Genomic DNA, 21,174 nt, shown 5'->3' with positions numbered 1-21,174 from the left:
AAAACACGCCTGAAACGGGAGAACCTCCTTTTTGTCAACAGTCCGCAGGGAAGCCTCAGAACCGTTCCTTGCTCACGGTCCTTGCCGGGGCTATTTGGGTGAGAATGGCCTGTCCGGTAATGAGCAGTCCCACAATGAAGTGCGGCTCCCAGATGTAATCATGGAAGAAAAACAGCCACGGCGACAAAGCCAGAAACAACCCAATGGCCAGGTCACTCATGAGGTGCGCCGACATGGGTATTACTTTCATGACCCCGGTCTCGTTGCGGGTTATAAGGGCCTGCACCAGAATGAGGGCACCCACCCCAATGGGAATGTAACTTTCTATCCCGCCCCGGTAAAAGCCAAACAGCCACGGAGAGGCAATCAATAAGATGGCAATGAGATAATCCATGAAACCATGGATAGTGGATGGGATAATCCGCATAAGAACCTCCTTCTTTTAAACCTATAAACAACTCTATTTTTATACGAGGCAGAAATGAGATGGCTTGTAGTGTTTTGACTGATTTTTAAGTAGTTACTATTCGGTAAGTACGGTTTGTGAGAAAAAATTTCTTCTTGTCAACTCTGATTTACAGCCAAGGATAAGCTTTGTAACCCTATCATAATTAGCGTGGTGCTGGGGTGGCGCGTGGAAGAGACGCAGGGTTGCCATCGCATGAAGTCTCATGGTAGTCCTCTGCTCAGATAGAAGCATCCCCCCCGTGGTGAATGCCTGAACCTTACACCCCAAGCCAATGACCGAGAAAAAATCATTTGCCCTGCGCATGATCGCAGATATAATGAAAGCCTTGGTGAAGTGGGCCGCAGATGCGTTCAGAAGTACAATGGCCGAAATGAATGAATTGTGCAGGAAGCGTTTAGAAAATCGGGCCGATGGCCTAAGTCCCCGCCGGATTCCTCAAACGAAGAAGCGCTTCTTGACAGCTCTTTGGAAAGCACCACACCGTTTCAGGGCTGATTTCCTGAAAATTAACTTGGAACCCAAAATGGGATTATATTTTGCCTGTTTTCCTCTGAGCCTGCGCTGGCCCAAACCAGAGCAGGCTTATTTTTTATAGTATAAAAACCGCTGATAATAAGGGTTCTTACATAGCGGCGTTAAAAGGATTTTAGATAACTTATGCCATAGTTTATGCGCTTAGACTATTGAGAACCTCATCTTACAATCTAAACAACAGCACTATGGACTACGAAGTGAAACCAGCAGAGGGAAGGCTAGGGATCCTCATACCGGGCTTGGGCGCCGTCGCGACCACGTTCATCGCCGGGGTGGAGGCCGTGAAGAAAGACTTGGCCAAACCGGTGGGCTCGCTCACCCAGATGGGCCGCATCAGGTTAGGGAAACGCACTGAGAACCGACACCCGCTCATCAAAGACTTCGTGCCGCTGGCGGAACTGTCTGATATAGTGTTTGGAGGTTGGGATGTGTACTCAGACAACGTCTTTGAGGCCGCCGTCAACGCCAGGGTACTGGAGCCCATGCTGCTGCACGCCGTGAAGCCCGAACTGGAGCGCATTGTGCCCATGCAAGCGGTTTTTGACAAAGCCTATGCCCGCAACCTGGTTGGGACCAACGTGAAAGAAGGCGCTGACAAGATGGAACTGGCCGAGATGCTGATGGAAGACATCCGCAACTTCAAGGAGATCAACAACTGCGACCGTCTGGTCATGGTGTGGTGCGGCTCCACTGAGATCTACATTGAACACGCCGAGGTGCATGAGACGCTTGCCGCTTTTGAAGAGGGACTTCGGCAAAGCGATCCGCGGATTGCCCCGAGCATGATCTATGCTTACGCGGCCCTCAAAATGGGTGTGCCCTTCGCCAACGGCGCCCCTAACCTCACGGTAGATATTCCCGCCATGGTGGAGCTGGCCAAAGAGAACGGCATTGCCATCTCCGGTAAAGACTTCAAGACCGGTCAGACCCTGATGAAGACTATCCTGGCGCCGGGTCTGCATGCTAGGGCGCTAGGCGTGAAAGGCTGGTTCTCCTCCAACATCCTGGGTAACCGCGACGGATTGGTTTTAGACGCGCCCGAGAACTTCAAAACCAAAGAGGTCTCCAAACTGAGCGTTTTGGACGAGATATTCAAGCCGGAATCCAACCCCGAGCTGTACGGCGATATGTACCACAAAGTACGCATCAACTACTACCCACCCCACGGCGACAACAAAGAGAGCTGGGATAACATCGACATCTTCGGCTGGCTGGGGTACCAGATGCAAATCAAGATCAACTTCCTGTGCCGCGACTCCATCTTAGCTGCGCCATTGGTGCTTGACCTGGCTTTGTTCACGGATCTGGCGCAGCGCGCGGGCATGAGCGGTATCCAGGAATGGCTGAGCTTCTACTACAAATCGCCGCAGACCGCCGAGGGACTGGCTCCGGAGCATGATATCTTCAAGCAGCTCATGAAACTGCAGAACACCCTGCGTCACCTCATGGGCGAGGACCTGATCACCCACCTGGGGCTGGACTATTACCAGGACTTGGTAGATACCTTATAATTCTAGCGTATGGGTGGCAAAACGCCAGGTCAAATCCGCGGGGCAAAAATGAAAGAAAGAGGGCATTGCTAAGAAAAAGGGCACAATTGCTTGCCTGATTAGCCATTTAGGCAACTATTGCGTATGAGTGCTCACAGGATGGATGCGGTTCCACTTTCCAGGCAGCCACAGGACTTTCAGAGCCCATAGGCTGGCAAACGGGAAAGTGCTTAGAAGGCCTAAAGTGAAGTGGGCTCAGGGCTGCATCCACCGCTTTCTTCCATTTTTGATTTACGTAAAACTATATCAGATGCTCACCTTTTTAAAGGCGCAGACGGCCTCTATGACCGCCACGGTAGTAGACTTTCTGGTGACCGTACTGGCTGTGGAGTTGTTAGGGGCTTGGTATGTGCTGGCCACTGTTCTGGGTACCGCCTCGGGCGGGATCACGCATTTTGCCCTGGGCCGGGAATGGGTTTTTCACGCTGAGGATGCCAGTTTGCTGGTGCAGGCTTCCAGGTACTTCATCATCTGGATGGGGAGTCTGTTTCTGAATGCCGCCGGTGTCTTCGTGATCACGCATTACTCCGGGGTAAGTTACCTTATCTCAAAAGTCATTGTCTCTATCCTGGTGGGGGTTGGCTACAATTACCTCATGCAAAAGAAGTTCGTTTTCAAAAAGGACACCACATACAGCTAATCCCTTGACCTTGCACCCATGGAAGCAACCGGAGAAAAAATGAAGGTAGATTCTACTTTTGAGAAAAAGAAAGGCACCGGCGAGAAAGCCTGGAAGGTGTTTCTGCAGCAGGGAATCTACAAAATAGTCAATCCCTTTGTGCGGCTCCTCATCAGGTTGGGCTTTACTCCCAACGCCGTTACCACTACCGGTTTTATCCTGAATGTGGGGGTGGCCATCATCTTTGTGGTTGGCGGGGAGAGCGAGAACCGCAATGATTTCTCCTATGTGGGCTGGGCGGGGTTCCTGATCATGATGGCCGGTTTGTTTGACATGCTGGATGGGCAGGTGGCGCGCATGGGCAACATGGGCTCTACCTTCGGGGCGTTGTATGACTCGGTGCTGGACCGCTACAGTGAACTCATCATGTTCCTGGGCATCTGCTATTATCTCATGGCCCACCATTATTTCCTCAGCTCGCTCTTCGCTTTTATTGCCATGATCGGGTCTATGATGGTGAGTTACACCCGCGCCCGCGCCGAGGGGTTAGGAGTGGAGTGCAAAGGCGGTTTCTTCCAGCGGCCCGAGCGGGTGGTATTGATTGCCCTGGCGGGGATGTTCTGCGGTCTCACGGCTTACCTCATTGGCGGCGACTACAAACTGCGCGTACCAGGTCTGCCTTTCCACATCTTTGAGACCATGTCGGTGTTCACCATTCCCATTACGGTGTTGGCCATCTTCACCAATGTCACCGCGTTCACCCGGTTAATGGAAGCCCGCAAAGCCCTTGAAATGAAAGAGAAAAATCAGGCCTTGAACCAGTAGGCACCCAGCGGAAGTATTCTTTTCAACTTCAGATTTAAGCAAAAAAGCGTTTGGGGACCGTTTCCCAGAAAACGGGCCCCAAACGCTTTTTTGCTTAGTCACCTATGTGGCGGGTTGGCGTCAACAGTTCCAGCATGGGTTCACCGTCGCGTTTGGGAAGGGGAAAGCCCAGCAACTCGGCCATGGTGGCGGCCACGTCTACCTGCGAGCGGGGCTTGGAGGCTACCGTGCCGGGTTTTACATCGGGACCCAGCATGAGCAGGCTGATGTGGCGGCAACCCTCGCAACTGTCGCCGTGGTCATCAAAGCGGTCGCCCAGGTGGCGGCCGTGGTCGTTGGTGATGAGCAGGGTGGTGTTGTTGCGGTAGTGGGGCTGTTTCTGGAGCCATTTCCATAAATCGGCCACTAAACGGTCACTCTGCTTGATGGCTTTGAGGTAACCTTCCCAGTTGCCTTCGTGGGCCTCAGAGTCGGGCTCGCGCAGGTTGATGAGCACCAGTTTGGGCTTGTGCTGGGTGAAAACCTGTTTAGCGACCCTGATGGTGGTGGTGTCTGGGCGATATCCGGAGTTGAGGCCGTTGTTCCCGCTGCTGGTGGAAGGCGCGAACTTAGCGGCTTCGTCTGAGCTGTAGGTCCGGGCCAGGATCTCCAGTTTGTCTTTGCTGGTAATGACCCAGGCATCGGTGGCAGGAGCGCCCGTGTGCTGGCGGTAGTAATGGAAAACGGACGGAAGCTTAGGCAACTCGCCACCGGTGTTCCTGATCTGCTGGTAATGGCCGGTGGTGAGGGCCACGTGCCCCGGGTTGGTCTTGGTGACGCCCTTGTTATAGAATTTGGGGTGGAAAACGCCTTTGGGCGCCAATTCCCGAGCCATGTGCGGAATGTTGCTGAACGAAGCGTCTCCCCAGGAATCTGAATACCGCACCCCGTCAATCACCACCAGTACCACGTTCTGGGTGGCGTAGGTGCCGCTGGGCTGAAGTACAGCGGAAGCGGGCTGCGGTACCACGGCCGCTTTCTGTTCTGAAACAATAGGTCTTTGCTCTGAGGCAAAGGTTGGGTTAGACGGTTGGCAGGATGAACTCAGCAACAAGCCAGAAAAGACAGAATGCAGTAGGAGACGAATAATCATGTAGTGCTCAAAGGTTTAAAGCCTGCTTTTACGGATATAGCAGGTATCGGGCTCTCACTTTTTTGAAATAGGATAATTCATCGGCCCAGGCCGAGAGGATGTCTTTGGGTTGGTCACCGGCCTGCAGGCGCTGGCGGGTGACATCGGTTTTCCAGAGGCCGTCCAGGCGGGTGTTCTTCCACTCCAGTTGGGTAGGATACAGCGCTTTCAAGGCATGGATAATGTACACGGTGGCCTTAGCCGATTCGAACTTATTACGGTCGGTGACTATCGCCTGGGCGCCGTAGCAGGTCTGGCCCACAAACTTGGGCGGATAGATCCGGATACCGTCTACCACGCTGTCTGGTTTGAACTGCACCGGCTTGAAGGTGACGCCGGCCAGTTTGTAGCTGTTGAGTTGCCGGGCCAGTTTCTCTCCGTCAATCCAGGGCGCGCCAATGAACTCAAAGGGCTGCATGGTGCCCCGGCCCTCCGAGACGTTGGTGCCTTCCAGGATACAGGTGGCCGGGTACAGCGTGGCCGTGGTAAGATTGATCATGTTGGGCGAGGGCTTAACCCAGGGCAGGCCGGTCTGGTCAAACCACTGGCCTCGGCTGTAGCGGCGCATGGGCACCACCATGAGCTCGGCCTGGGCCAGTTTTTTTGCTTTTCGCTCGCCGTTGAACATGCGGGCCAGTTCGCCCACCGTCATGCCGTGGGTAATGGGCAGGAAATTGGGGCTGGTTACGGGTTCATTCGCGTTTTTGCCTACTCCGCCGTCCAAGTACAGGCCGGTGATGGGGTTAGGACGGTCCAGCACAATCATCAGTTTCTGGTTCTCGGCGGCGGCCTCCAGCACAGCCTGCATGGTAGCGATGTAGGTATAGTAGCGGGCACCCACGTCCTGGATATCGAAGATGAGCACGTCCACGTCTTTGAGCATCTCGGGGGTGGGTTTGCGCACGTTGCCGTACAGCGAGATGACCTTGAGGCCCGTCTTTTTGTCCACGTCATCAGAGACGTGGGTATCAGCCTCGCCCCGGATGCCGTGCTCCGGGCTGAAGAGTTTCACCACCTTTACATCTGAGCGGGCGTGCAGCAGGTCCACAATATGGCCTTTGTCTGGCATGACGCCGGTATGATTCGTGAGGATGGCCACGCGGCGGTTCTGAATAAAGGGCAGAAACTCGGGGGTGACCAGCCGTTCAATGCCGATGATCACCCGGTCCTCGGGAACAGTTGCTTTGGCTCCTTTCCGGTCCTGGGAAAAGGCCGGGGAGAGCACCAGAAAGAAGAGACACAAAAGCCAAAAGACACGGGAGGGCAGAAGTCGGATCATAAGGCCAATATAGCAAAGTTGCTGGTTTTTATCTCCTTATCTGCGCCCCTGTTTTACAGCTGATTTTCTAAAAATGGCCCTAAAAGGCAGATGGTAGGAATTACAATCCGTCGCCGTACCGGAATTTGTCATTCACGGTCACGGGCAGTTTGCCTTGTGGGGTGAGCTCGCCGGTGAGCAGCCGGGCCGCGGCCGCCTGTACTGCCGGTAATTGCTGGTAGCCCACCACCAAGGCCGTGGCCTGGTTCACGTCTTCAAAGCGGTTCAAAGTGTAGGCATTGTCAAACAGCACCACCACGCTCCGCTTTTTCCGGATGAGTTCGTTCACCAAAGCACGCTCCTGCGGGCTGAAACCCAGGTTATTGCTGGGCCTGATGCTGGGCCCGTAAATACTGATGAGCAGCAAATCATACTTGAGCAATTCCTTCCGGAGTTTCTCCAGGTCTTTTTTGTTGGTTCGGCGGGGCAGGAAGAAGTCTTTTGTGGTGAGCTTGTTTTTGATCTGTTTCTGGAAAAACGTGCTTTTGGTGCCACCCACGGCCAGACTGGCTACCGTGCGGCGCTTTTTCTCTTCCAGCGGAATGATCTTGCGTTTGTTCTGCAGTAGCGTGAGCGACCCTTCTGAGAGACGCCGGAGCATTTCATGGGCGTGCGGGGCATGCAGGTCGCGGTAAAGGCTGTCAATCACAATGGGTTTGTATTTGTTCAGCCCTACCCAGTACTTGGCGGCCAGGACCTTCCGGCACCGGCGGTCAATCTCCTTCTGGCTCAACCGTTTCTCCCGGATGGCGGTTTTGATGGCCTGCAGCGCCTGGGGCACGCTTACCAAACGTTCCAGCACATCATTGCCGGCCTCCAACGCCATGACCTCGGCCTCGCCGGGTTTGAAGTACTTGGTTACGCCTTTCATCACCATGGCATCGGTGAAGATGAGCCCGCTATAATCGAGTTCCTTCCGGAGGATGTCCGTTACGATAGGTCTGGAGAGGGAGGCGGGCAGGTTGGCGGTGGAGTCCAGTTTGGGCAAATGGATGTGCCCCACCATGATGCCGCCCACGCCGCTCTGGATGAGGTGCCGGAAAGGGTACAACTCCAGGGAATCCAGCCGGTTGCGGCCGAAAGGGATGATGGGCAGGTCATAATGCGAGTCTACATCGGTGTCGCCGTGGCCGGGGAAGTGCTTGGCCGTGGCAATGATGCCGTTGTCCTGCATGCCCATCATCTGGGCCAGGCTCTTGGAACTGACATCATTCTTGTTCTCCCCAAAGGCCCGGTAACTGATAATGGGGTTATGCGGATTGTTGTTCACGTCCACCACCGGCGCGAAGTTGAGGTGCATGCCCAGGCGCTTGAACTCAAAAGCCATCTCTGCGCCCATCTGGTAGATAAGGCTGTCATTGTTGATGGCGCCCAGCAGCATGGGCAATGGGTACTGCATAGCGCTGTCCATGCGCATGCCAATGCCGTTCTCGGCGTCCATGCCAATCCAGAGGGGAATCTTGGAGGCGGCCTGCAGACGATTGGTCATTTTTGCCTGCCTGATCGGGCCGCCCTGGAAAAAGATAAGCCCGCCCACCTTGTACTGCCTGATGAGCCGGAGAACGTCTTCTTCGTGTTGCGGTCCTTTGTTGGAGAACACCTCAATCATCATCAACTGCGTGATGCGCTCATCTGGGGTCATGCGCCGGAACACCGAGTCTACCCACTTGTTCTTCCGGTTTAGCGTGGTGATAAGGGCGTTGGGGTATTTGATGGTGTCTTCCGGTGAGATGGGCTCGGGCTTGAAAACCACCGTCTCCTCTGCGTGCGGATTCTTCTTTTTACAACCCATAAAGCAAATACCGGCCAGGAAAAGCATAAGGCAAAAGGGAAGAAAAGCACGGGTTAGGGCAGAGAGTTTGGGCATGTTGGGTTGGCAATAAGTTCTGTTTTCCGGGGCCGGGGGAGGAGAAAGCACCCATCTAAAAGCCTTTACCTTACGCTATCTTTCCAGGTTGGTTGACAGCTGAGCCTAAATAGTAAAATCATTTTTTGAGGAGGCAAACCTAACGGTTTAAAGGGCTGCACATGACCGCCTGTAAGAGCCTTGGATTGGCAAAGAGCCGGTAAAAGGCGAGCTGTTTCACCATCTGATGGGCGCTTGGCAACTGCAGAAATGCCTTGAAAGCGAATTCCTGTTCCTAGCCTGTTTTCCGCAATGAGCACCTAAAACAGGAAGTAGCAGACAAAGAAAAAAGCCGTTGCCGGAATTAAATCCAGCAACGGCTTTTAGGTACATGCGCCTGTTTAGAGGCTACTTTTTGAAAATCTCGGCGAAAAACTGTTTCATGGCTTCCCAGGAGCGGCGGTCGGCGGCGGCGTTGTAGGCAGCGCCTTTGCTGATGTCTGTGCCGGCCTCGGGGTTGGTAAAGGCGTGCACCGCCCCGCTGTAGGCGATGAACTGGTAGTCTACTTTGGCATCATTCATCTCCTTGAAGAAACCGTCCAGCTCGGCCTTGGGCACAAACGGGTCAATGGCGCCGTGCGCTACCAGGATTCTGGTTTTGATGTTGGCGGCATCGGCGGGGTTAGGCGTGCCCAGGCCACCGTGGAAACTCACCACCCCGGCTACATCGGCACCGCTGCGGGCCAGTTCCAGCACCGTAGTTCCCCCGAAGCAGTACCCAATAGCAGCCACTCTGGCGGCGTCTACGTTGGGTCGTTTCTTCAACTGGGCCAGGCCGGCATTTACCCGCTGGCGCAGGAGCGGAATGTTGTTCTTGTATTTACCGGCCTCGGCACCCATGGCCTCCGGAGTGGTAGGGCGCACGCCTTTGCCGTAGATATCGGCCGCGAAGGCCACGTAGCCCATTCTGGCCAGTTGGTCGCATCTTTTCTTGGTGTAGTCACTGAGGCCGTTCCACTCGTGCACCACCAGCACCGCCGGGAGTTTGCCTTTCTTGGTGGCATCATAAGCCAGGTAACCTTCCAGCGTGGTGGCGCCTTCTTTGTACTCTACCAGTTGCGTTTTAATCTGCTGGGCCTGGGTCGCAACCTGCGCGGTAAAGAAGAGCAGGAAAGCGAAAAGTAGTTTTTTCATCATGTTTTAGCGTTTTAGGTTCATCATTGGTATCCGGCTCAATATCCAAACCCGGATAAAAAGAAAAGCGGAACTGCCACTAAGGTAACAGTTCCGCTTTATATTGGCTGGGCGTAGAACCGCCCAATTTCTTAATTGTTCTGGAAACCCCGCTTACTTCTGAGAAACCAGTAAAACAGGTGCATTATTTCAGGGCCTAAATTCTAAAAACAGGCGCAAAGCAAAACCCTGGTTTGTGGGTTAGAACCGCAGGGAGGCATTCACACCTATGGCGCCGCTCTGCCAGTTAGGAGAGACCACCCAGTTCCGTTTCTGCAGTTGGTTTTTCACCTTAGTGAAGGTCCAGTAACTAACCTTTCCGGTCAGGTAGCCCAGGGCGGCGCCCGCCAGTACATCAGAAGCCCAGTGTTTGTTGTCATTGATGCGAGACAAGCCTACCAGCGTGGCTACCCCGTAGGCTACCTGAGGCACCCACTTGCTGTCTCGGTACACCGAGGCCAGGGCCGTTGCCGCCGCAAAGGCGTTGGACGTGTGTGATGACGGAAAGGAGGTGTTCTGTCCATTGCCATCGGCACCGTCAAACAGGTGGCTGTCATCTGTGTTGCTGGGCCGGTGCCGCTGGAAGCTTTTCTTCAGGAAACTGGTGGAAACAGCGCTCAGGTAAAAGCTCCCCAAACCCACTATGGCGGCTTCCCGCATTTTGGGCCGTTTGGCCAAGGCACCCAGCGCAAACATGGTGGCAAAAGTGGCGTGCAGCGGAAGGGAAGTGCCCATAGGCTCTACCAGGCTGGCGGCTTTGTCTGAAATGGAAGTGCGTTCCTTCTGTGAAATAACGCGAAGGGGGCGGTCATACCGGTTATAGGCGGTAATGAAAATCCCGGTCGCCAGCAACGCCGAGGAAGACTTCAGGAGCAGGCTTTTATGTTTTTTGGTCCAGGAAAGCTGGGGTGCCTTTTGAAGGAATTGGGTAGTGTCTGCAGGAGCTTGTAAAGATTCGGGTCCCAGGGAGGCGGCAAATACCGAAACCCTGGTCATGTAGAGAAGTGCTACAAGAAGGAGAAAGGGTCGCATAGAAACTTAAAATTCTGAATGTCAAAGGGTAGTGTTTGGTAGTGTTCTAGGAAGTGGAATTGGCTCTTTTTAGTTTCCCTGAATCTAAACTTTCGATGAAAACCGGGAAATCGGCTGCCAATGCGGGAAATCAGTTGGCAAAATAATCTGGTAAGGGCATGAGAAAAGGCAGCTTGTCTTTAGTAACGGATTGACTTTTAGTAAATTGTTGTAAAATAAGAAGCCCTTCCGGTGGGGGAAGGGCTTCTTATTTTCAAGGGAAAATACCAGGTGCGTCAGACGCGGACTTTAATTGTCGCCCTGCATTTTTTTCTGGATGGCCTGCTGCAGCTCCATCATGTGCGGCTCCACCTTAGACTGGCCAATCTGGGCGCTTTTCATAGTGATGATAGACTGTTTGGAGGCCAGCTTTTTGCCGGTGGGCGTTAGGTAGAAGGTGTTCATGTCTTTGAGCTCTTTCTCGGTGAACTCATTCATGTACAGTTGGATCAGATCGGCTTTAATGGCATCCCAGTTCATGTATTTGGAGAAGAAGGACCGTACTTCCACCTCGGCGGCTTTCATGGCCGGTACCTGTTCCATCTGCATGGTAAGCATCTGCTGAAGGTTGTCATCAATGGTCTTGGGGCTGCCCATGGTCAGGAGCAGGGTTTCTGCGGCTTTGTAATGGCTGCTCTGGGTCTGCGTCTGGGCTTGCGCCATGGCACTGCCTGCTGAAACCACTAGCAGCATGACCCACAGAGAGAATAACTTTTTCATTTTTTCAGGTTAATTTGTTCCATAAATACGTATAGCGGGGCACAATAGCCAGTTTTAGGGCTTATTTATTTTGGACAATCCTGGCGCAGGAACTGCTTGCCTTTGTCTGCGTACCACAGGAAACCAAGATTCCCAGATCTATCTTAAAGCCATCTATACACATGAAAATAACCAAGAGAGAAACTGCCTACCAGGGGCACTACCGCTTGCAAGTGTACACCGTGCAAGACAAAGGCAATGAGTTTGAGCGCGAGGTTTTCCAGACCGGTCAGGCGGCGGCGGCGCTGGTCTATGACACAGAAAAACAGAAATTCATCTTCGCCAAGCAGTTCAGGCCGGCCATTGAGCAGAACCTGGTAGAGGCCGTGGCGGGCATGCTGGACAGCGAAGACGAGAAGCCCGAAGACGCCATTACTCGCGAGATTGAGGAGGAGATTGGCTACGCCGTAGACAAACTCCAGAAAATCTATGAGTTCTATCCCTCTCCGGGGGCTTTCGCTGAGAAGATCTACCTTTTCTACGCCGAGGTAAGCAAGAAAACGGGCGAAGGCGGCGGCAAAGACGACGAGAACGAAAACATCAAAACCCTGGAACTGTCCGTTGACGAACTGGCCAAATACGCATTCATTGACGGCAAAACCCTGCTGGCCGTGGAGTGGGCCAAAGCCAATGTCCTGCCTGACTTACAGACAAAAAAGAAAGGAAAATAGGGAACCTCTTCTAATCTTCATGCGGGCCCATCAGAAGATAAAAGGCTCTTCCCCAAGATTCCGTTTCCGGCCTGTTTTGTAGAAATCAGCTCATAAACATAGGTGCGCCTTTCGTCTGCTCAGTCACGAGTGGGTGAAAGGCGCTTTCCTTTTAGCGGCTTAAAATAGCGGCTATTAATTAACTCTCCATGGTTCTGCCCGTAAACAGGGAAGAGCATTTTTAAATTTTGGATTGGTTAGCGAAAATGGCAAGAGTAAGGTTCTGCGGAAGTGGTTTTTGAGCCTCGTAGCAGCGCTACGAAGGCGATGAAAGCGCGAACGCAGGTTCTTGCTATGGCCTTTTGCAGCACCAAAGACAAAGTTTAAATATGCTCTGAATCAGTTTATTGTAATCACTTAAATTTGACCCAACTATGGAAGATCAAAATAAGAACCAGGGAACGCCCCATCAGGAGGGTTCTGGAAGCAATAACAGCCAGGACGGAAACCGTGGGGACGGTGTATTTGCGGATCATAACTACGGTACCAAAGCCGAAGGCGGCAACACCGCCAATTATGACGCAGATGGCGATTTCGTAGACTTCAACGGCAAAGAAGACGGCGGAACCCCGCATGTGGATATCAATGGCGGCGGAGACATCCAGGGTCGCCGGGGCGGAGGCTACGGTGAAAGAGAGCAGGAACTGGGCAAACACCCCACCGAGCACACACGGCCTATTCACGGTGCTGAAAGCGACAAAGACACCGGCTACGGCACCCACGCCGGGGGCTTGAGCGATAGCCACAGCGGCTTTAAAGGCAACCACAACGGCAACGATGGAACCGGCGGCGGCCGCAGCAGCGGACATGCCGGCCACGGAGGCGACCCGGATGATGAGAAATACTCACCCAACAAAGGCGGCAAGGATCAGAACAATGATCCGGACGTAGCAGGCCGCGGTGCCAGAACAAACTAAGGAAAGCTATTTCTGAAAAACAGAAGGCCTGCCTCTTGAAAAGGGGCAGGCCTTCTGTTTTAGGGCTGTTTTCTGGAAATCAACCTTGAACCCACCCGGAGATGCTCAGACACCAAAGAAAAGTTTTCTTCCGTACAAGAGGTGTAAAATACTGACGGGCCGCGCAGATGTAGCCGCCAAAGTCAGTTACCCAAAGAAAGACCTACCTACATGAGCCTGACAGAATACAACCAGAAACGCCACTTCAACCAAACCCCCGAGCCCGAAGGTAAGGAAGCCAAGCGCAAAGGTGCCCTGTGCTTTGTCGTGCACCGGCACCAGGCCTCTAAACTCCACTATGATTTCAGGCTGGAGCTGGATGGTGTGCTCAAAAGCTGGGCCGTGCCCAAAGGCCCCTCACTTAACCCATCTGACAAACGCCTGGCCGTAGCCGTGGAAGACCACCCGGTGAGCTACGGCACCTTTGAGGGCGACATCCCCGAGGGGAACTACGGCGCCGGCCACGTGGACATCTGGGACCAGGGCACTTTCCACGCCGTGGGCACCTTGGACCGTGCTGAGGGCGAACAGCAGATGCTGCAGGAACTAGAGGCGGGCAGTCTGCACTTCGTGCTGGAAGGTCAGAAACTACGCGGTGAATTCAGCCTGGTCAAGATGAAAGGCCGCCAGGAAGACGCCTGGCTCTTGCTCAAAAAGAAGGACGAGGATGCCACCGATGCTCCCTATGATGCCGAGGATTTCGTAGACGAGCCCGCCACAAAATCGACCAAACCCGCTTCCGCTAAAACCAAAGAGAAGCCCAAAGCCTCGGCCAAAAAAGCTGAAAGCAAAACAGGTTCTGCGGAGATGCCCCATGACATCGTGCCAATGACGGCCAAACTGACCGACGGTCCATTTGATGACGAGAACTGGCTTTTTGAGGTGAAGTGGGACGGGTACCGCGCCGTGGCTGAGGTGGAGAACGGTAAGGTGCAGCTTTACTCGCGCAACGGGAAATCCTTTAAAGAGAAATACCGCCCTGTGGTGAAGGCCCTGGAAAGCCTGCCCCACCAAGCCGTTTTTGACGGGGAATTGGTAATTCTGGACCAAAACGGCAAAGCCGATTTCCAGGCATTGCAGAACTACCAGAACACTCCCTCAGAGCACCTCTACTACTACATCTTCGACCTCTTGTACCTGGATGGCCAGGACCTGCGCGACTTGCCCCTGATACAACGGAAGGAAAGACTTGAAGCGGTGCTTTCTAAAGCCAAGGACCCGCTCCGCTACAGTGAGCACCGGGTGGGCGACGGGACCAAGTTCTTCAAGGAGGCCCAGGAAAACGAATGGGAAGGCATCATGGCCAAAGCGGCCCAAAGCAAATACCTGGTGGGCAAGCGTTCGCAGGAGTGGCTCAAGATCAAAACCCACCTAAGGCAGGAAGCTATTATTGCGGGGTACACCGAGCCGCAGGGCAGCCGCGTGCACATTGGAGCGCTGGTGCTGGGCGTGTACGAGGGCAAAGAACTCAAATACGTGGGCCAGAGCGGTAGCGGGTTCAACAAAGAAAGCCTGCAGGAACTCATAGAAAAGCTGGAGCCGCTGAAGCAGGAGAAATCGCCGTTCCAAGAGAAAGTGCCCCTGAGCCGCAAGGTGACCTGGGTAAAGCCCGAACTGGTCTGCGAACTGGCCTTCGCGGAGTGGACCGCCGACGGGCAGATGCGCCAGGCTATCTTCAAGGGCCTGCGGGTAGACAAAAAAGCCAAAGATGTGGTGCACGAACAAACTGTCTCTGCCCCAGAAGCGCCTCAGAAAACCACTTCCCAGAAATCAACCAAAAAACCAAAAATGGCCTCTAAACAGGAAAAAGACGATGACACCCTGGTGCTGGAACTGGATGGCCAGCAGATTCCCATCTCGCACCCAGACAAACTGTACTGGCCCGAGGAGGGAATCACGAAAAGAGACCTGGTGATGTATTACCAGACCATGGCCGATGTGTTGTTGCCCTACCTCAAAGACCGGCCGGAGTCTCTGCTGCGGCACCCCAACGGTATCACCAAACCGGGCTTCTTCCAGAAAGACGCCGGTGACCACGCCCCTGATTGGCTGCAGACCACAACTATCAAAGCCGAATCCACGGGTAAAGACGTAGATTACCTGGTGTGTCAGAACAAAGCCGCTTTGGCATACCTGAACAACCTGGGCTGCATCCAACTTAACCCCTGGAATTCCCGCCTGCAGAACCTGGACACCCCTGATTACCTGGTGCTGGACCTGGACCCCGGCGAGAACACCTATGACGAAGTGGTGGAAACGGCGCTGGCCGCGAAGGGGATCCTGGATGAACTGGAGATACCCGTCTATGCCAAAACCTCCGGCGCCACCGGCATGCACTTGTATGTGCCTTTGGCCGCCAAGTGGCCCTTTGAACAGGTGAAAGAACTCGCGCATCTTTTGGCCCAGCGCCTGCATGACAAGCTTCCCAAACTAACCAGCCTGGAGCGCAGCCCCAAAGAACGCCGGAACCAGATCTACATTGATTTTCTGCAGAACGCCATCGCGCAGACCATCGCCGCGCCTTATTGTGTGCGACCCAGAGCCGGCGCCACCGTTTCCACGCCGCTTTTGTGGGAAGAAGTCAAAACCGGATTGCACCCTTCGCAGTTTACCATAAAGAATGTGCCTGACCGCGTCCAGAAACTGGGTGATCTCTTCAAGCCGGTGCTGGGCGCAGGCATTGACGTTGCCGCCTACCTTAAGAAACTGAAATAATAGACCTATGAAAGATTCAACCAAGACATCACTCTTACTGGCCGGAGCCGGCCTGGGCGCTTTGCTGGCCTTGCGCGCCCGCGCCCGCCGAAAAGCGGAATTCTCCTTTACAGACCGCACCGTGCTCATCACCGGCGGCAGCCGCGGGCTGGGTTTGGTGCTGGCTCGCATGTTCGCTGAGCAGGGCGCCAAAATAGCCATTTGTTCCCGTACCCGGCACCAACTGGATGCCGCCCGCGAGGAACTGGAAGCCGGCGGTGCCACCGTCCTCACCTTTGACTGCGACGTAAGTGACCAGCACCAGGTGAAAGCCATGATTCGGGAGATCACCGAGCGGCTGGGGCCGGTAGAGGTGCTCATCAACAACGCCGGCATCATTGCCGCCGGGCCGCTGGAGGAAATGACCGTGGAGGACTTCAAAGCCGCCATGGACATCCACTACTTTGGGTCGCTGTATACCATGCTGGAGGTGATTCCGGAGATGAAAGCCCGGGGCGAGGGCCGCATCGTGAACATCGCCTCAGTGGGCGGTAAGGTGAGCGTGCCACACCTGGTGCCGTACAGCGGCAGCAAGTTCGCGCTGGTGGGCATGTCTGAAGGGTTTCGGTCTGAGCTCATCAAAGACGGTATCTACGTCACCACCATTAACCCGGGGCTTATGCGTACCGGCAGCGCCCGCAACGCCTTCGTCAAAGGCCAGAACGAGAAAGAGTACACCGCTTTCGCGCTTATGGATGCCAATCCTTTGATTTCCCTGGCCGCTGATAAAGCCGCCCGCGATATCATCAATGCCTGCCGGTACGGGAAATCCGAGGTTACCCTGGGGCTCAACGCCAAATTCATCAGTATGCTGCACGGGCTTTTCCCCGGCACCACTTCAGATCTGATGGGCTTGGTGAACATGTTTTTGCCGGGGCCTGGCGGCGTAGGGCAGGAGGCGGTGCGCGGCTACGAAAGCGAAACCGAACTCACGCAATCTCCCCTGAATGCCCCCAACCAGGAAGCGGCCCGCGAAAACAACGAACTGTAAGCAGAGCCAGCGCTGCCTGAAATATGGCTGCTTCGTTATAAGCCCTGGTACCTGATTCAGGATTGTAACCCTTTGCCTTTCATGATTTTCAATAGTAACAAGCCTTCGTTTTTTCGTACACCTAAGCTTAAAAACCAAAAGATAAAACTATGAGTGATACCACAGTAACCAAAATAGACGGCGCCTACTCGCCAAAAGGAGAGGACGGCGAGAAATACCTGGCCTCGGGCAAAACGGTGTCCATGCGCCTCTGGGAGAAAGAACAGCCCGGAGACTCCAAACCTGAGGTGCGCCGCGAGTACGAAACCGTAGGCTACGTGATCTCGGGCCGCGCCGAGCTGCACACCGAGGGCCAGGTGGTTTTGCTGGAACCGGGCAACTCCTACGTGGTACCCAAAGGCGCCTCGCACACCTACAAAATTCTGGAGGAATTCACGGCCGTGGAGGCTACCTCGCCCCCGGCGCAGGTAAAAGGCCGCGACGAAGGCTGACAGATCAGCGGCAGGCTTTCTGACCTGAAGAAAGCCTGCCGCTGATCATGTTGGCTTTAAAGTTGTAGATAATTTCCTGGCTGATTTTAGTGTGTTTTATGGTAAACTTAGAACATGTGCGGGTACTTGGTGTTTATGAGGTGAGGCGGCTTACACCTTAGTCGTGAAAATGGATAGAGAAGAGCAGAAGAACTTTTTGGAGAGCATAGGAAGGCTTGATTTTGAGCAGGCGCGTATCAAGCACGTTCTGTTCAAATCAAAGCTGAGGGCTTTGCTGTACGGCGCAGACATTGACACCGAGCCGGTGATCTCTACCACTGGCTGTTCGCTGGGCAAATGGATTTACGACGTAGCCATGCCCCGCATTGGTCATCTGCCGGAGGTGAGGGAACTGGAAAGGGTACACAATGAAATGCACGTGATAGCCCGGCGCCTTTGGCAGCTCTACCAGCGAGGGCAGCAAGACCAGGCCCTCAAAGAACTGTCTCAGATTGATGATACCGCCCAACGGCTCCTGCACCTGTTAGAAGTCATTGAGCGCAAAACCGTTGTCTGATTTACCTGCTTGGTTCTGTGTACAGGACCCCAAAAAGCAGTTCAGCTTCCTGCCTAAAAGAACCTTTTGCCTCCGCTTTAGTACAAGAAGACAGGCCCATTGTAGAAAATGGGCTGCCATGTTTCACTTAAGCTTAAGAATATGCCAGATAAATCAAATAACCCTGCCAACTCAGAGGAAACCAACAACTCTGCGAACAGAATGGAGCAAGGCAAACAGTCAGAGCACCAGCGCCAGGATATCAGTGACCATGACAGCTACAGACGTAATGTCACTGGTTATGATGCCTCTAAGCAGGACGAGAACTTCTCTGGTACGGAGAAAGCCGGCGGTGGTAACACCATTGACGAGCGCGACACCAACGACGGCGATTCTAACCAGGAAAACAACTATTAATTTGATGAAAAAAGCCCTTGAGAATGACGCTCAAGGGCTTTTTTGCGCACGCCAAGGAACTAAAAAAATATTTTTAACACCCCTCTTCCATAGGTGGGTTTAACGGCTGTTTTTCTAAAATTGGCAGAGAACTTGCTATTAGGTGAGTACGCAATGATTTGACAGCTTTGGCGTTGAATCAAATAGCGTGTTCTTCTGTTATAAAACTACATGGAAAAGCATATGAAAAAGGTTCTTTTATCAGTACTTACCGGTCTGTTTCTGACCGGTGCATCGGTGGCGACACCGGCTGTGGCTGAAACAAAGGGAGGAGCTGCAACCGCATATGCAGCACCTGCCGCGGTAGGGGCCAGAGATATCATCACTGAGATTATTGACGTGGTAGGGCTGAAACCTCGGTTTGAGGTACGCGCTGCCAACGTTCCAAATGCAGCTGCCGTGATCATGAACGGCAAACGCTATATTCTCTACAATGAGAACTTCGTGAGCACGCTGAACAATGCGCTTAGAACAGACTGGGCGGGGGTTAGTATCCTGGCCCACGAGATTGGGCACCACCTCAACGGGCACACCCTTACACAAGGCGGCAGTAACAAACAAGATGAATTGGAGGCCGATGAGTTCTCCGGGTTTGTGCTCCGGAAAATGGGTGCCAGCTTAAGCGAGGCCCAGGCTGCCATCAAAGCCTTAGCCGACGAAGAAGATAATTACACGCACCCGGGCAAAAGCTCCCGCCTTACTGCCATCAGCAGAGGCTGGCGGAACGCCCAGGAGCAGATCCTGGCCAGCGCTAAGGCCGGTACGCCAAACCGCACAGTGACCGGCGTAAGCCGCCCTATCATGTCTGAGTCTACCGTAGCTGCCAATACCACCAGCAGACGTCCTGCCACCAGCACCAGAAGAGGTTCTGAGCAGATCCTGCGCCAGGTGAAATTACAGAGCGCCCCACAGGAGCGCCTGTACGTAACTACTTCCTATAACCTGGTACGGGAAACCGAAGACGGCCTGGAAGTGATTGGCAAGCTGCAGAAAACCAAAAGCAGCAAGTTTCCTTACGTGCTAGAGAGCCGCTACTTCTCTTACCTGTTCGTGAGCACAGACGGATTGCTCCTGAACGAATCTGGTCAGCGGGTAGGGGTCTTAACCACCACCTAAGCCACTTCAAAGTATAAATCCCAAAGCGCCGCTTTCTGCAAAGAAAGCGGCGCTTTTGTTTTCAGCCTATTAAGTGTTTTTGGCCCGATTTTCTTAAATCAGTCTTGAAATGTAATTAACTTATAATACTATCATCTTTAGCTTCAGGGAGTAGGGGTGGATTCCCCCCTCCTTTAAATTCTCTGGTTCAAGTTTTCAACTTGGACCTACCATGGGCTGAAGTTTGCAACTTCAGTGAGGCGACAGTCTCAGAAAAGACTACATTGAGTTAGTTGCTTCTACTTCTGTTAGCTAGTACAGGACGGTAATACAAACCATTAAGCCCTTGCATTTCGATTTGTCCCCTGACAGACCGAAATGCAAACCTTAAACAGGTCGGCCATTGGGTTGGCCTGTCAGGGGACAGACCAAGGGGAGGCAGCGTGGAGTTAAGGTCACAGCATCAGCAACTTCCAGACATTTTAGGTCCAAGTTGAAAACTTAAACCAGAATTTTTTGGGGGATGAATATTCTCTGGGGAGGTAATAAGGGATGGTTCACTATTACCAACTTCAACGCACCCACCATTTCCACAACCCACTTTCCACCTACAGAAGCTTCCTTCCGTTTACAGGCTGTTTTTCTTAATACAAGCCCAAAGCATTCCCGCAAGTGCAGGATTCCGATTTTTGCCGTACCTTTTGGACATGAACCGTTCTAAGTCTCTCCCAGCCCTTTTGGTGGCTTCCTTCAGCGTTTTTACGCTTAGTTTCACTTCTTGCGCTCAGGACGTAATTCAGCAGCCTGCCCATAGCCAGGCCCTGAAAGACGTTCAGATCCTCGCCGCCGATTCTTTGGGCGGAAGGCTGCCCAATACGCCAGGCCACGCAAAAGCGCAGCAATACCTGGTGCAGCGGTTCCAGAGCACCGGGTTGAAGCCAGTGGGGAACCAGTACCAGCACACTTTCAATTTTACGCCGCGCAACGCCACAAGTGAGGTGCAGGGCGTGAACCTGGTGGGTATGATCCCGGGTAAATCAGACAAGGTGATTGTGATCTCCGCGCATTATGACCACGTGGGCACCCGCAACGGCAAAGTCTTCAACGGCGCCGATGATGACGCCTCCGGCATTGGCGCTATCCTGGCCATCGCCTTTCATTTTCAGAAACAGAAGCCGCAGCACACGCTGGTGTTTGTGGCCTTTGATGCCGAGGAACAAGGCTTGCGGGGTTCCAAAGCCTTTGTAGCCAACCTGCCTTTCGCCAAGGAACGTATTCTGCTGGACGTGAACCTGGACATGGTGAGCATCTCAGAGAAGAACGAATTATATGCCTCCGGGGCGTACCATTATCCCACTTTTAAGCCGCTCATAGAAAAGGTAAAAGTGCCTGAAGGACTGAACCTGCGCTTCGGCCACGACCGTCCGGAGCAAGGCCATGATGACTGGACTCAGCAGTCTGACCACGGCAGTTTCCATAATGCCAAAATCCCTTTTATCTACTTCGGGGTGGAGGACCATCCGCATTACCACCAGGAAACCGATGAGTTCAGAAACATTCACCAGGCTTTCTACCTCAAAGCGGTGGAAACCATTCTGCGCACGGTGCAGGTTTTGGATAAAGAACTGCCTAGCTAGAAGTTAGCCTTTAACCACCAGTTTATATATCAAAATCCCTTTTTGCCTCATTTCATGAAAATGAGGCAAAAAGGGATTTTTTATGTGGTATCTACTATCCTGCTCCGCTTCCTTTAGAGGGCTTTTTATGGCATAATATGTGCTAAACATGCTC

Annotated in this window: 20 protein-coding genes; 13 read left to right on the top strand and 7 right to left on the bottom strand. The window is 53.4% G+C overall.

Features of this window, described 5'->3' with window-relative positions; genetic code table 11:
* Nucleotides 1-55 precede the first annotated feature (55 nt).
* Nucleotides 56-427 (bottom strand): SPW repeat domain-containing protein, encoded by a 372-nt coding sequence (locus tag J3P35_RS18270; RefSeq protein ID WP_210466175.1) that lies wholly within the window; start codon nt 425-427, stop codon nt 56-58.
* 313 nt (nt 428-740) lie between these two features.
* On the opposite strand from J3P35_RS18270, the gene J3P35_RS18265 reads away from it, so the two are divergent.
* The 4 genes from J3P35_RS18265 (at nt 741) to J3P35_RS18250 (ending at nt 3,997) form a co-directional block, all read left to right on the top strand.
* Nucleotides 741-1,064 carry a hypothetical protein gene (locus J3P35_RS18265; RefSeq protein ID WP_210466815.1) on the top strand — a complete coding sequence of 108 codons (324 nt, stop codon included), beginning with the start codon at nt 741-743 and terminating at the stop codon, nt 1,062-1,064.
* A gap of 124 nt (nt 1,065-1,188) precedes the next feature.
* The gene (locus tag J3P35_RS18260; protein ID WP_210466173.1) at nt 1,189-2,514 is read left to right on the top strand and encodes an inositol-3-phosphate synthase; all 1,326 of its coding nucleotides are present in this window, start codon (nt 1,189-1,191) and stop codon (nt 2,512-2,514) included.
* A gap of 289 nt (nt 2,515-2,803) precedes the next feature.
* Complete coding sequence (locus J3P35_RS18255) at nt 2,804-3,193, top strand: GtrA family protein (protein WP_210466171.1); 390 nt, start codon at nt 2,804-2,806, stop codon at nt 3,191-3,193.
* An 18-nt stretch (nt 3,194-3,211) separates the two neighbouring features.
* The gene (locus J3P35_RS18250) at nt 3,212-3,997 is read left to right on the top strand and encodes a CDP-alcohol phosphatidyltransferase family protein (RefSeq protein WP_246850352.1); all 786 of its coding nucleotides are present in this window, start codon (nt 3,212-3,214) and stop codon (nt 3,995-3,997) included.
* A gap of 94 nt (nt 3,998-4,091) precedes the next feature.
* On the opposite strand, the gene J3P35_RS18245 is transcribed toward J3P35_RS18250, so the two are convergent.
* The 6 genes from J3P35_RS18245 to J3P35_RS18220 all read right to left on the bottom strand — a co-directional run bounded on the left by J3P35_RS18245 (nt 4,092) and on the right by J3P35_RS18220 (nt 11,356).
* Nucleotides 4,092-5,129, bottom strand: a complete 1,038-nt coding sequence (locus J3P35_RS18245) for a sulfatase-like hydrolase/transferase (RefSeq protein WP_210466169.1) — start codon at nt 5,127-5,129, stop codon at nt 4,092-4,094.
* A 28-nt stretch (nt 5,130-5,157) separates the two neighbouring features.
* Nucleotides 5,158-6,447, bottom strand: a complete 1,290-nt coding sequence (locus tag J3P35_RS18240; protein ID WP_210466168.1) for an exo-beta-N-acetylmuramidase NamZ family protein — start codon at nt 6,445-6,447, stop codon at nt 5,158-5,160.
* 100 nt (nt 6,448-6,547) lie between these two features.
* A complete protein-coding gene (locus tag J3P35_RS18235; protein ID WP_210466167.1) occupies nt 6,548-8,353 on the bottom strand; it encodes a glycoside hydrolase family 3 protein in 1,806 nt (601 codons plus the stop codon).
* 387 nt (nt 8,354-8,740) lie between these two features.
* Nucleotides 8,741-9,529, bottom strand: a complete 789-nt coding sequence (locus tag J3P35_RS18230; RefSeq protein WP_210466166.1) for a dienelactone hydrolase family protein — start codon at nt 9,527-9,529, stop codon at nt 8,741-8,743.
* Nucleotides 9,530-9,766: 237 nt separating this feature from the next.
* A complete protein-coding gene (locus tag J3P35_RS18225; RefSeq protein ID WP_210466165.1) occupies nt 9,767-10,561 on the bottom strand; it encodes a phosphatase PAP2 family protein in 795 nt (264 codons plus the stop codon).
* A gap of 324 nt (nt 10,562-10,885) precedes the next feature.
* Nucleotides 10,886-11,356 (bottom strand): DUF2059 domain-containing protein, encoded by a 471-nt coding sequence (locus tag J3P35_RS18220; protein ID WP_210466164.1) that lies wholly within the window; start codon nt 11,354-11,356, stop codon nt 10,886-10,888.
* 161 nt (nt 11,357-11,517) lie between these two features.
* Between J3P35_RS18220 and J3P35_RS18215 the strand changes: the two genes are divergently transcribed.
* The 9 genes from J3P35_RS18215 to J3P35_RS18175 all read left to right on the top strand — a co-directional run bounded on the left by J3P35_RS18215 (nt 11,518) and on the right by J3P35_RS18175 (nt 21,020).
* On the top strand, nt 11,518-12,066 hold the full coding sequence (locus J3P35_RS18215; RefSeq protein ID WP_210466163.1) for an NUDIX domain-containing protein: 549 nt from the start codon (nt 11,518-11,520) through the stop codon (nt 12,064-12,066).
* A 413-nt stretch (nt 12,067-12,479) separates the two neighbouring features.
* A complete protein-coding gene (locus tag J3P35_RS18210; protein ID WP_210466161.1) occupies nt 12,480-13,022 on the top strand; it encodes a hypothetical protein in 543 nt (180 codons plus the stop codon).
* Nucleotides 13,023-13,232: 210 nt separating this feature from the next.
* Nucleotides 13,233-15,776, top strand: a complete 2,544-nt coding sequence (gene ligD, locus J3P35_RS18205) for a DNA ligase D (protein ID WP_210466158.1) — start codon at nt 13,233-13,235, stop codon at nt 15,774-15,776.
* 7 nt (nt 15,777-15,783) lie between these two features.
* Complete coding sequence (locus J3P35_RS18200; protein WP_210466156.1) at nt 15,784-16,806, top strand: SDR family NAD(P)-dependent oxidoreductase; 1,023 nt, start codon at nt 15,784-15,786, stop codon at nt 16,804-16,806.
* Nucleotides 16,807-16,955: 149 nt separating this feature from the next.
* Nucleotides 16,956-17,297 carry a cupin domain-containing protein gene (locus J3P35_RS18195; RefSeq protein ID WP_210466153.1) on the top strand — a complete coding sequence of 114 codons (342 nt, stop codon included), beginning with the start codon at nt 16,956-16,958 and terminating at the stop codon, nt 17,295-17,297.
* A 169-nt stretch (nt 17,298-17,466) separates the two neighbouring features.
* Nucleotides 17,467-17,853 (top strand): CZB domain-containing protein, encoded by a 387-nt coding sequence (locus J3P35_RS18190; protein ID WP_210466151.1) that lies wholly within the window; start codon nt 17,467-17,469, stop codon nt 17,851-17,853.
* A 141-nt stretch (nt 17,854-17,994) separates the two neighbouring features.
* Entirely contained in the window at nt 17,995-18,249 is a 255-nt protein-coding gene (locus tag J3P35_RS18185; protein ID WP_210466149.1) for a hypothetical protein, read from the top strand.
* A 222-nt stretch (nt 18,250-18,471) separates the two neighbouring features.
* Nucleotides 18,472-19,404, top strand: a complete 933-nt coding sequence (locus J3P35_RS18180; protein WP_246850350.1) for a M48 family metalloprotease — start codon at nt 18,472-18,474, stop codon at nt 19,402-19,404.
* A 686-nt stretch (nt 19,405-20,090) separates the two neighbouring features.
* The gene (locus tag J3P35_RS18175) at nt 20,091-21,020 is read left to right on the top strand and encodes a M20/M25/M40 family metallo-hydrolase (RefSeq protein ID WP_210466147.1); all 930 of its coding nucleotides are present in this window, start codon (nt 20,091-20,093) and stop codon (nt 21,018-21,020) included.
* Nucleotides 21,021-21,174 lie beyond the last annotated feature (154 nt).

It is taken from the genome of Rufibacter roseolus (assembly GCF_017916365.1).
In the GTDB taxonomy this organism is placed as follows: domain Bacteria; phylum Bacteroidota; class Bacteroidia; order Cytophagales; family Hymenobacteraceae; genus Nibribacter; species Nibribacter roseolus.
The sequence above is the reverse complement of the archived record's forward strand: the minus strand, read 5'-3'. Positions and strand labels throughout refer to the sequence as shown.

Coding starts and splice junctions, on each gene's coding strand:
- J3P35_RS18270 (WP_210466175.1), bottom strand. CDS start 427: ATGCGGATTATCCCATCCACTATCCATGGTTTCATGGATTATCTCATT.
- J3P35_RS18265 (WP_210466815.1), top strand. CDS start 741: ATGACCGAGAAAAAATCATTTGCCCTGCGCATGATCGCAGATATAATG.
- J3P35_RS18260 (WP_210466173.1), top strand. CDS start 1,189: ATGGACTACGAAGTGAAACCAGCAGAGGGAAGGCTAGGGATCCTCATA.
- J3P35_RS18255 (WP_210466171.1), top strand. CDS start 2,804: ATGCTCACCTTTTTAAAGGCGCAGACGGCCTCTATGACCGCCACGGTA.
- J3P35_RS18250 (WP_246850352.1), top strand. CDS start 3,212: ATGGAAGCAACCGGAGAAAAAATGAAGGTAGATTCTACTTTTGAGAAA.
- J3P35_RS18245 (WP_210466169.1), bottom strand. CDS start 5,129: ATGATTATTCGTCTCCTACTGCATTCTGTCTTTTCTGGCTTGTTGCTG.
- J3P35_RS18240 (WP_210466168.1), bottom strand. CDS start 6,447: ATGATCCGACTTCTGCCCTCCCGTGTCTTTTGGCTTTTGTGTCTCTTC.
- J3P35_RS18235 (WP_210466167.1), bottom strand. CDS start 8,353: ATGCCCAAACTCTCTGCCCTAACCCGTGCTTTTCTTCCCTTTTGCCTT.
- J3P35_RS18230 (WP_210466166.1), bottom strand. CDS start 9,529: ATGATGAAAAAACTACTTTTCGCTTTCCTGCTCTTCTTTACCGCGCAG.
- J3P35_RS18225 (WP_210466165.1), bottom strand. CDS start 10,561: ATGACCAGGGTTTCGGTATTTGCCGCCTCCCTGGGACCCGAATCTTTA.
- J3P35_RS18220 (WP_210466164.1), bottom strand. CDS start 11,356: ATGAAAAAGTTATTCTCTCTGTGGGTCATGCTGCTAGTGGTTTCAGCA.
- J3P35_RS18215 (WP_210466163.1), top strand. CDS start 11,518: ATGAAAATAACCAAGAGAGAAACTGCCTACCAGGGGCACTACCGCTTG.
- J3P35_RS18210 (WP_210466161.1), top strand. CDS start 12,480: ATGGAAGATCAAAATAAGAACCAGGGAACGCCCCATCAGGAGGGTTCT.
- ligD (WP_210466158.1), top strand. CDS start 13,233: ATGAGCCTGACAGAATACAACCAGAAACGCCACTTCAACCAAACCCCC.
- J3P35_RS18200 (WP_210466156.1), top strand. CDS start 15,784: ATGAAAGATTCAACCAAGACATCACTCTTACTGGCCGGAGCCGGCCTG.
- J3P35_RS18195 (WP_210466153.1), top strand. CDS start 16,956: ATGAGTGATACCACAGTAACCAAAATAGACGGCGCCTACTCGCCAAAA.
- J3P35_RS18190 (WP_210466151.1), top strand. CDS start 17,467: ATGGATAGAGAAGAGCAGAAGAACTTTTTGGAGAGCATAGGAAGGCTT.
- J3P35_RS18185 (WP_210466149.1), top strand. CDS start 17,995: ATGCCAGATAAATCAAATAACCCTGCCAACTCAGAGGAAACCAACAAC.
- J3P35_RS18180 (WP_246850350.1), top strand. CDS start 18,472: ATGAAAAAGGTTCTTTTATCAGTACTTACCGGTCTGTTTCTGACCGGT.
- J3P35_RS18175 (WP_210466147.1), top strand. CDS start 20,091: ATGAACCGTTCTAAGTCTCTCCCAGCCCTTTTGGTGGCTTCCTTCAGC.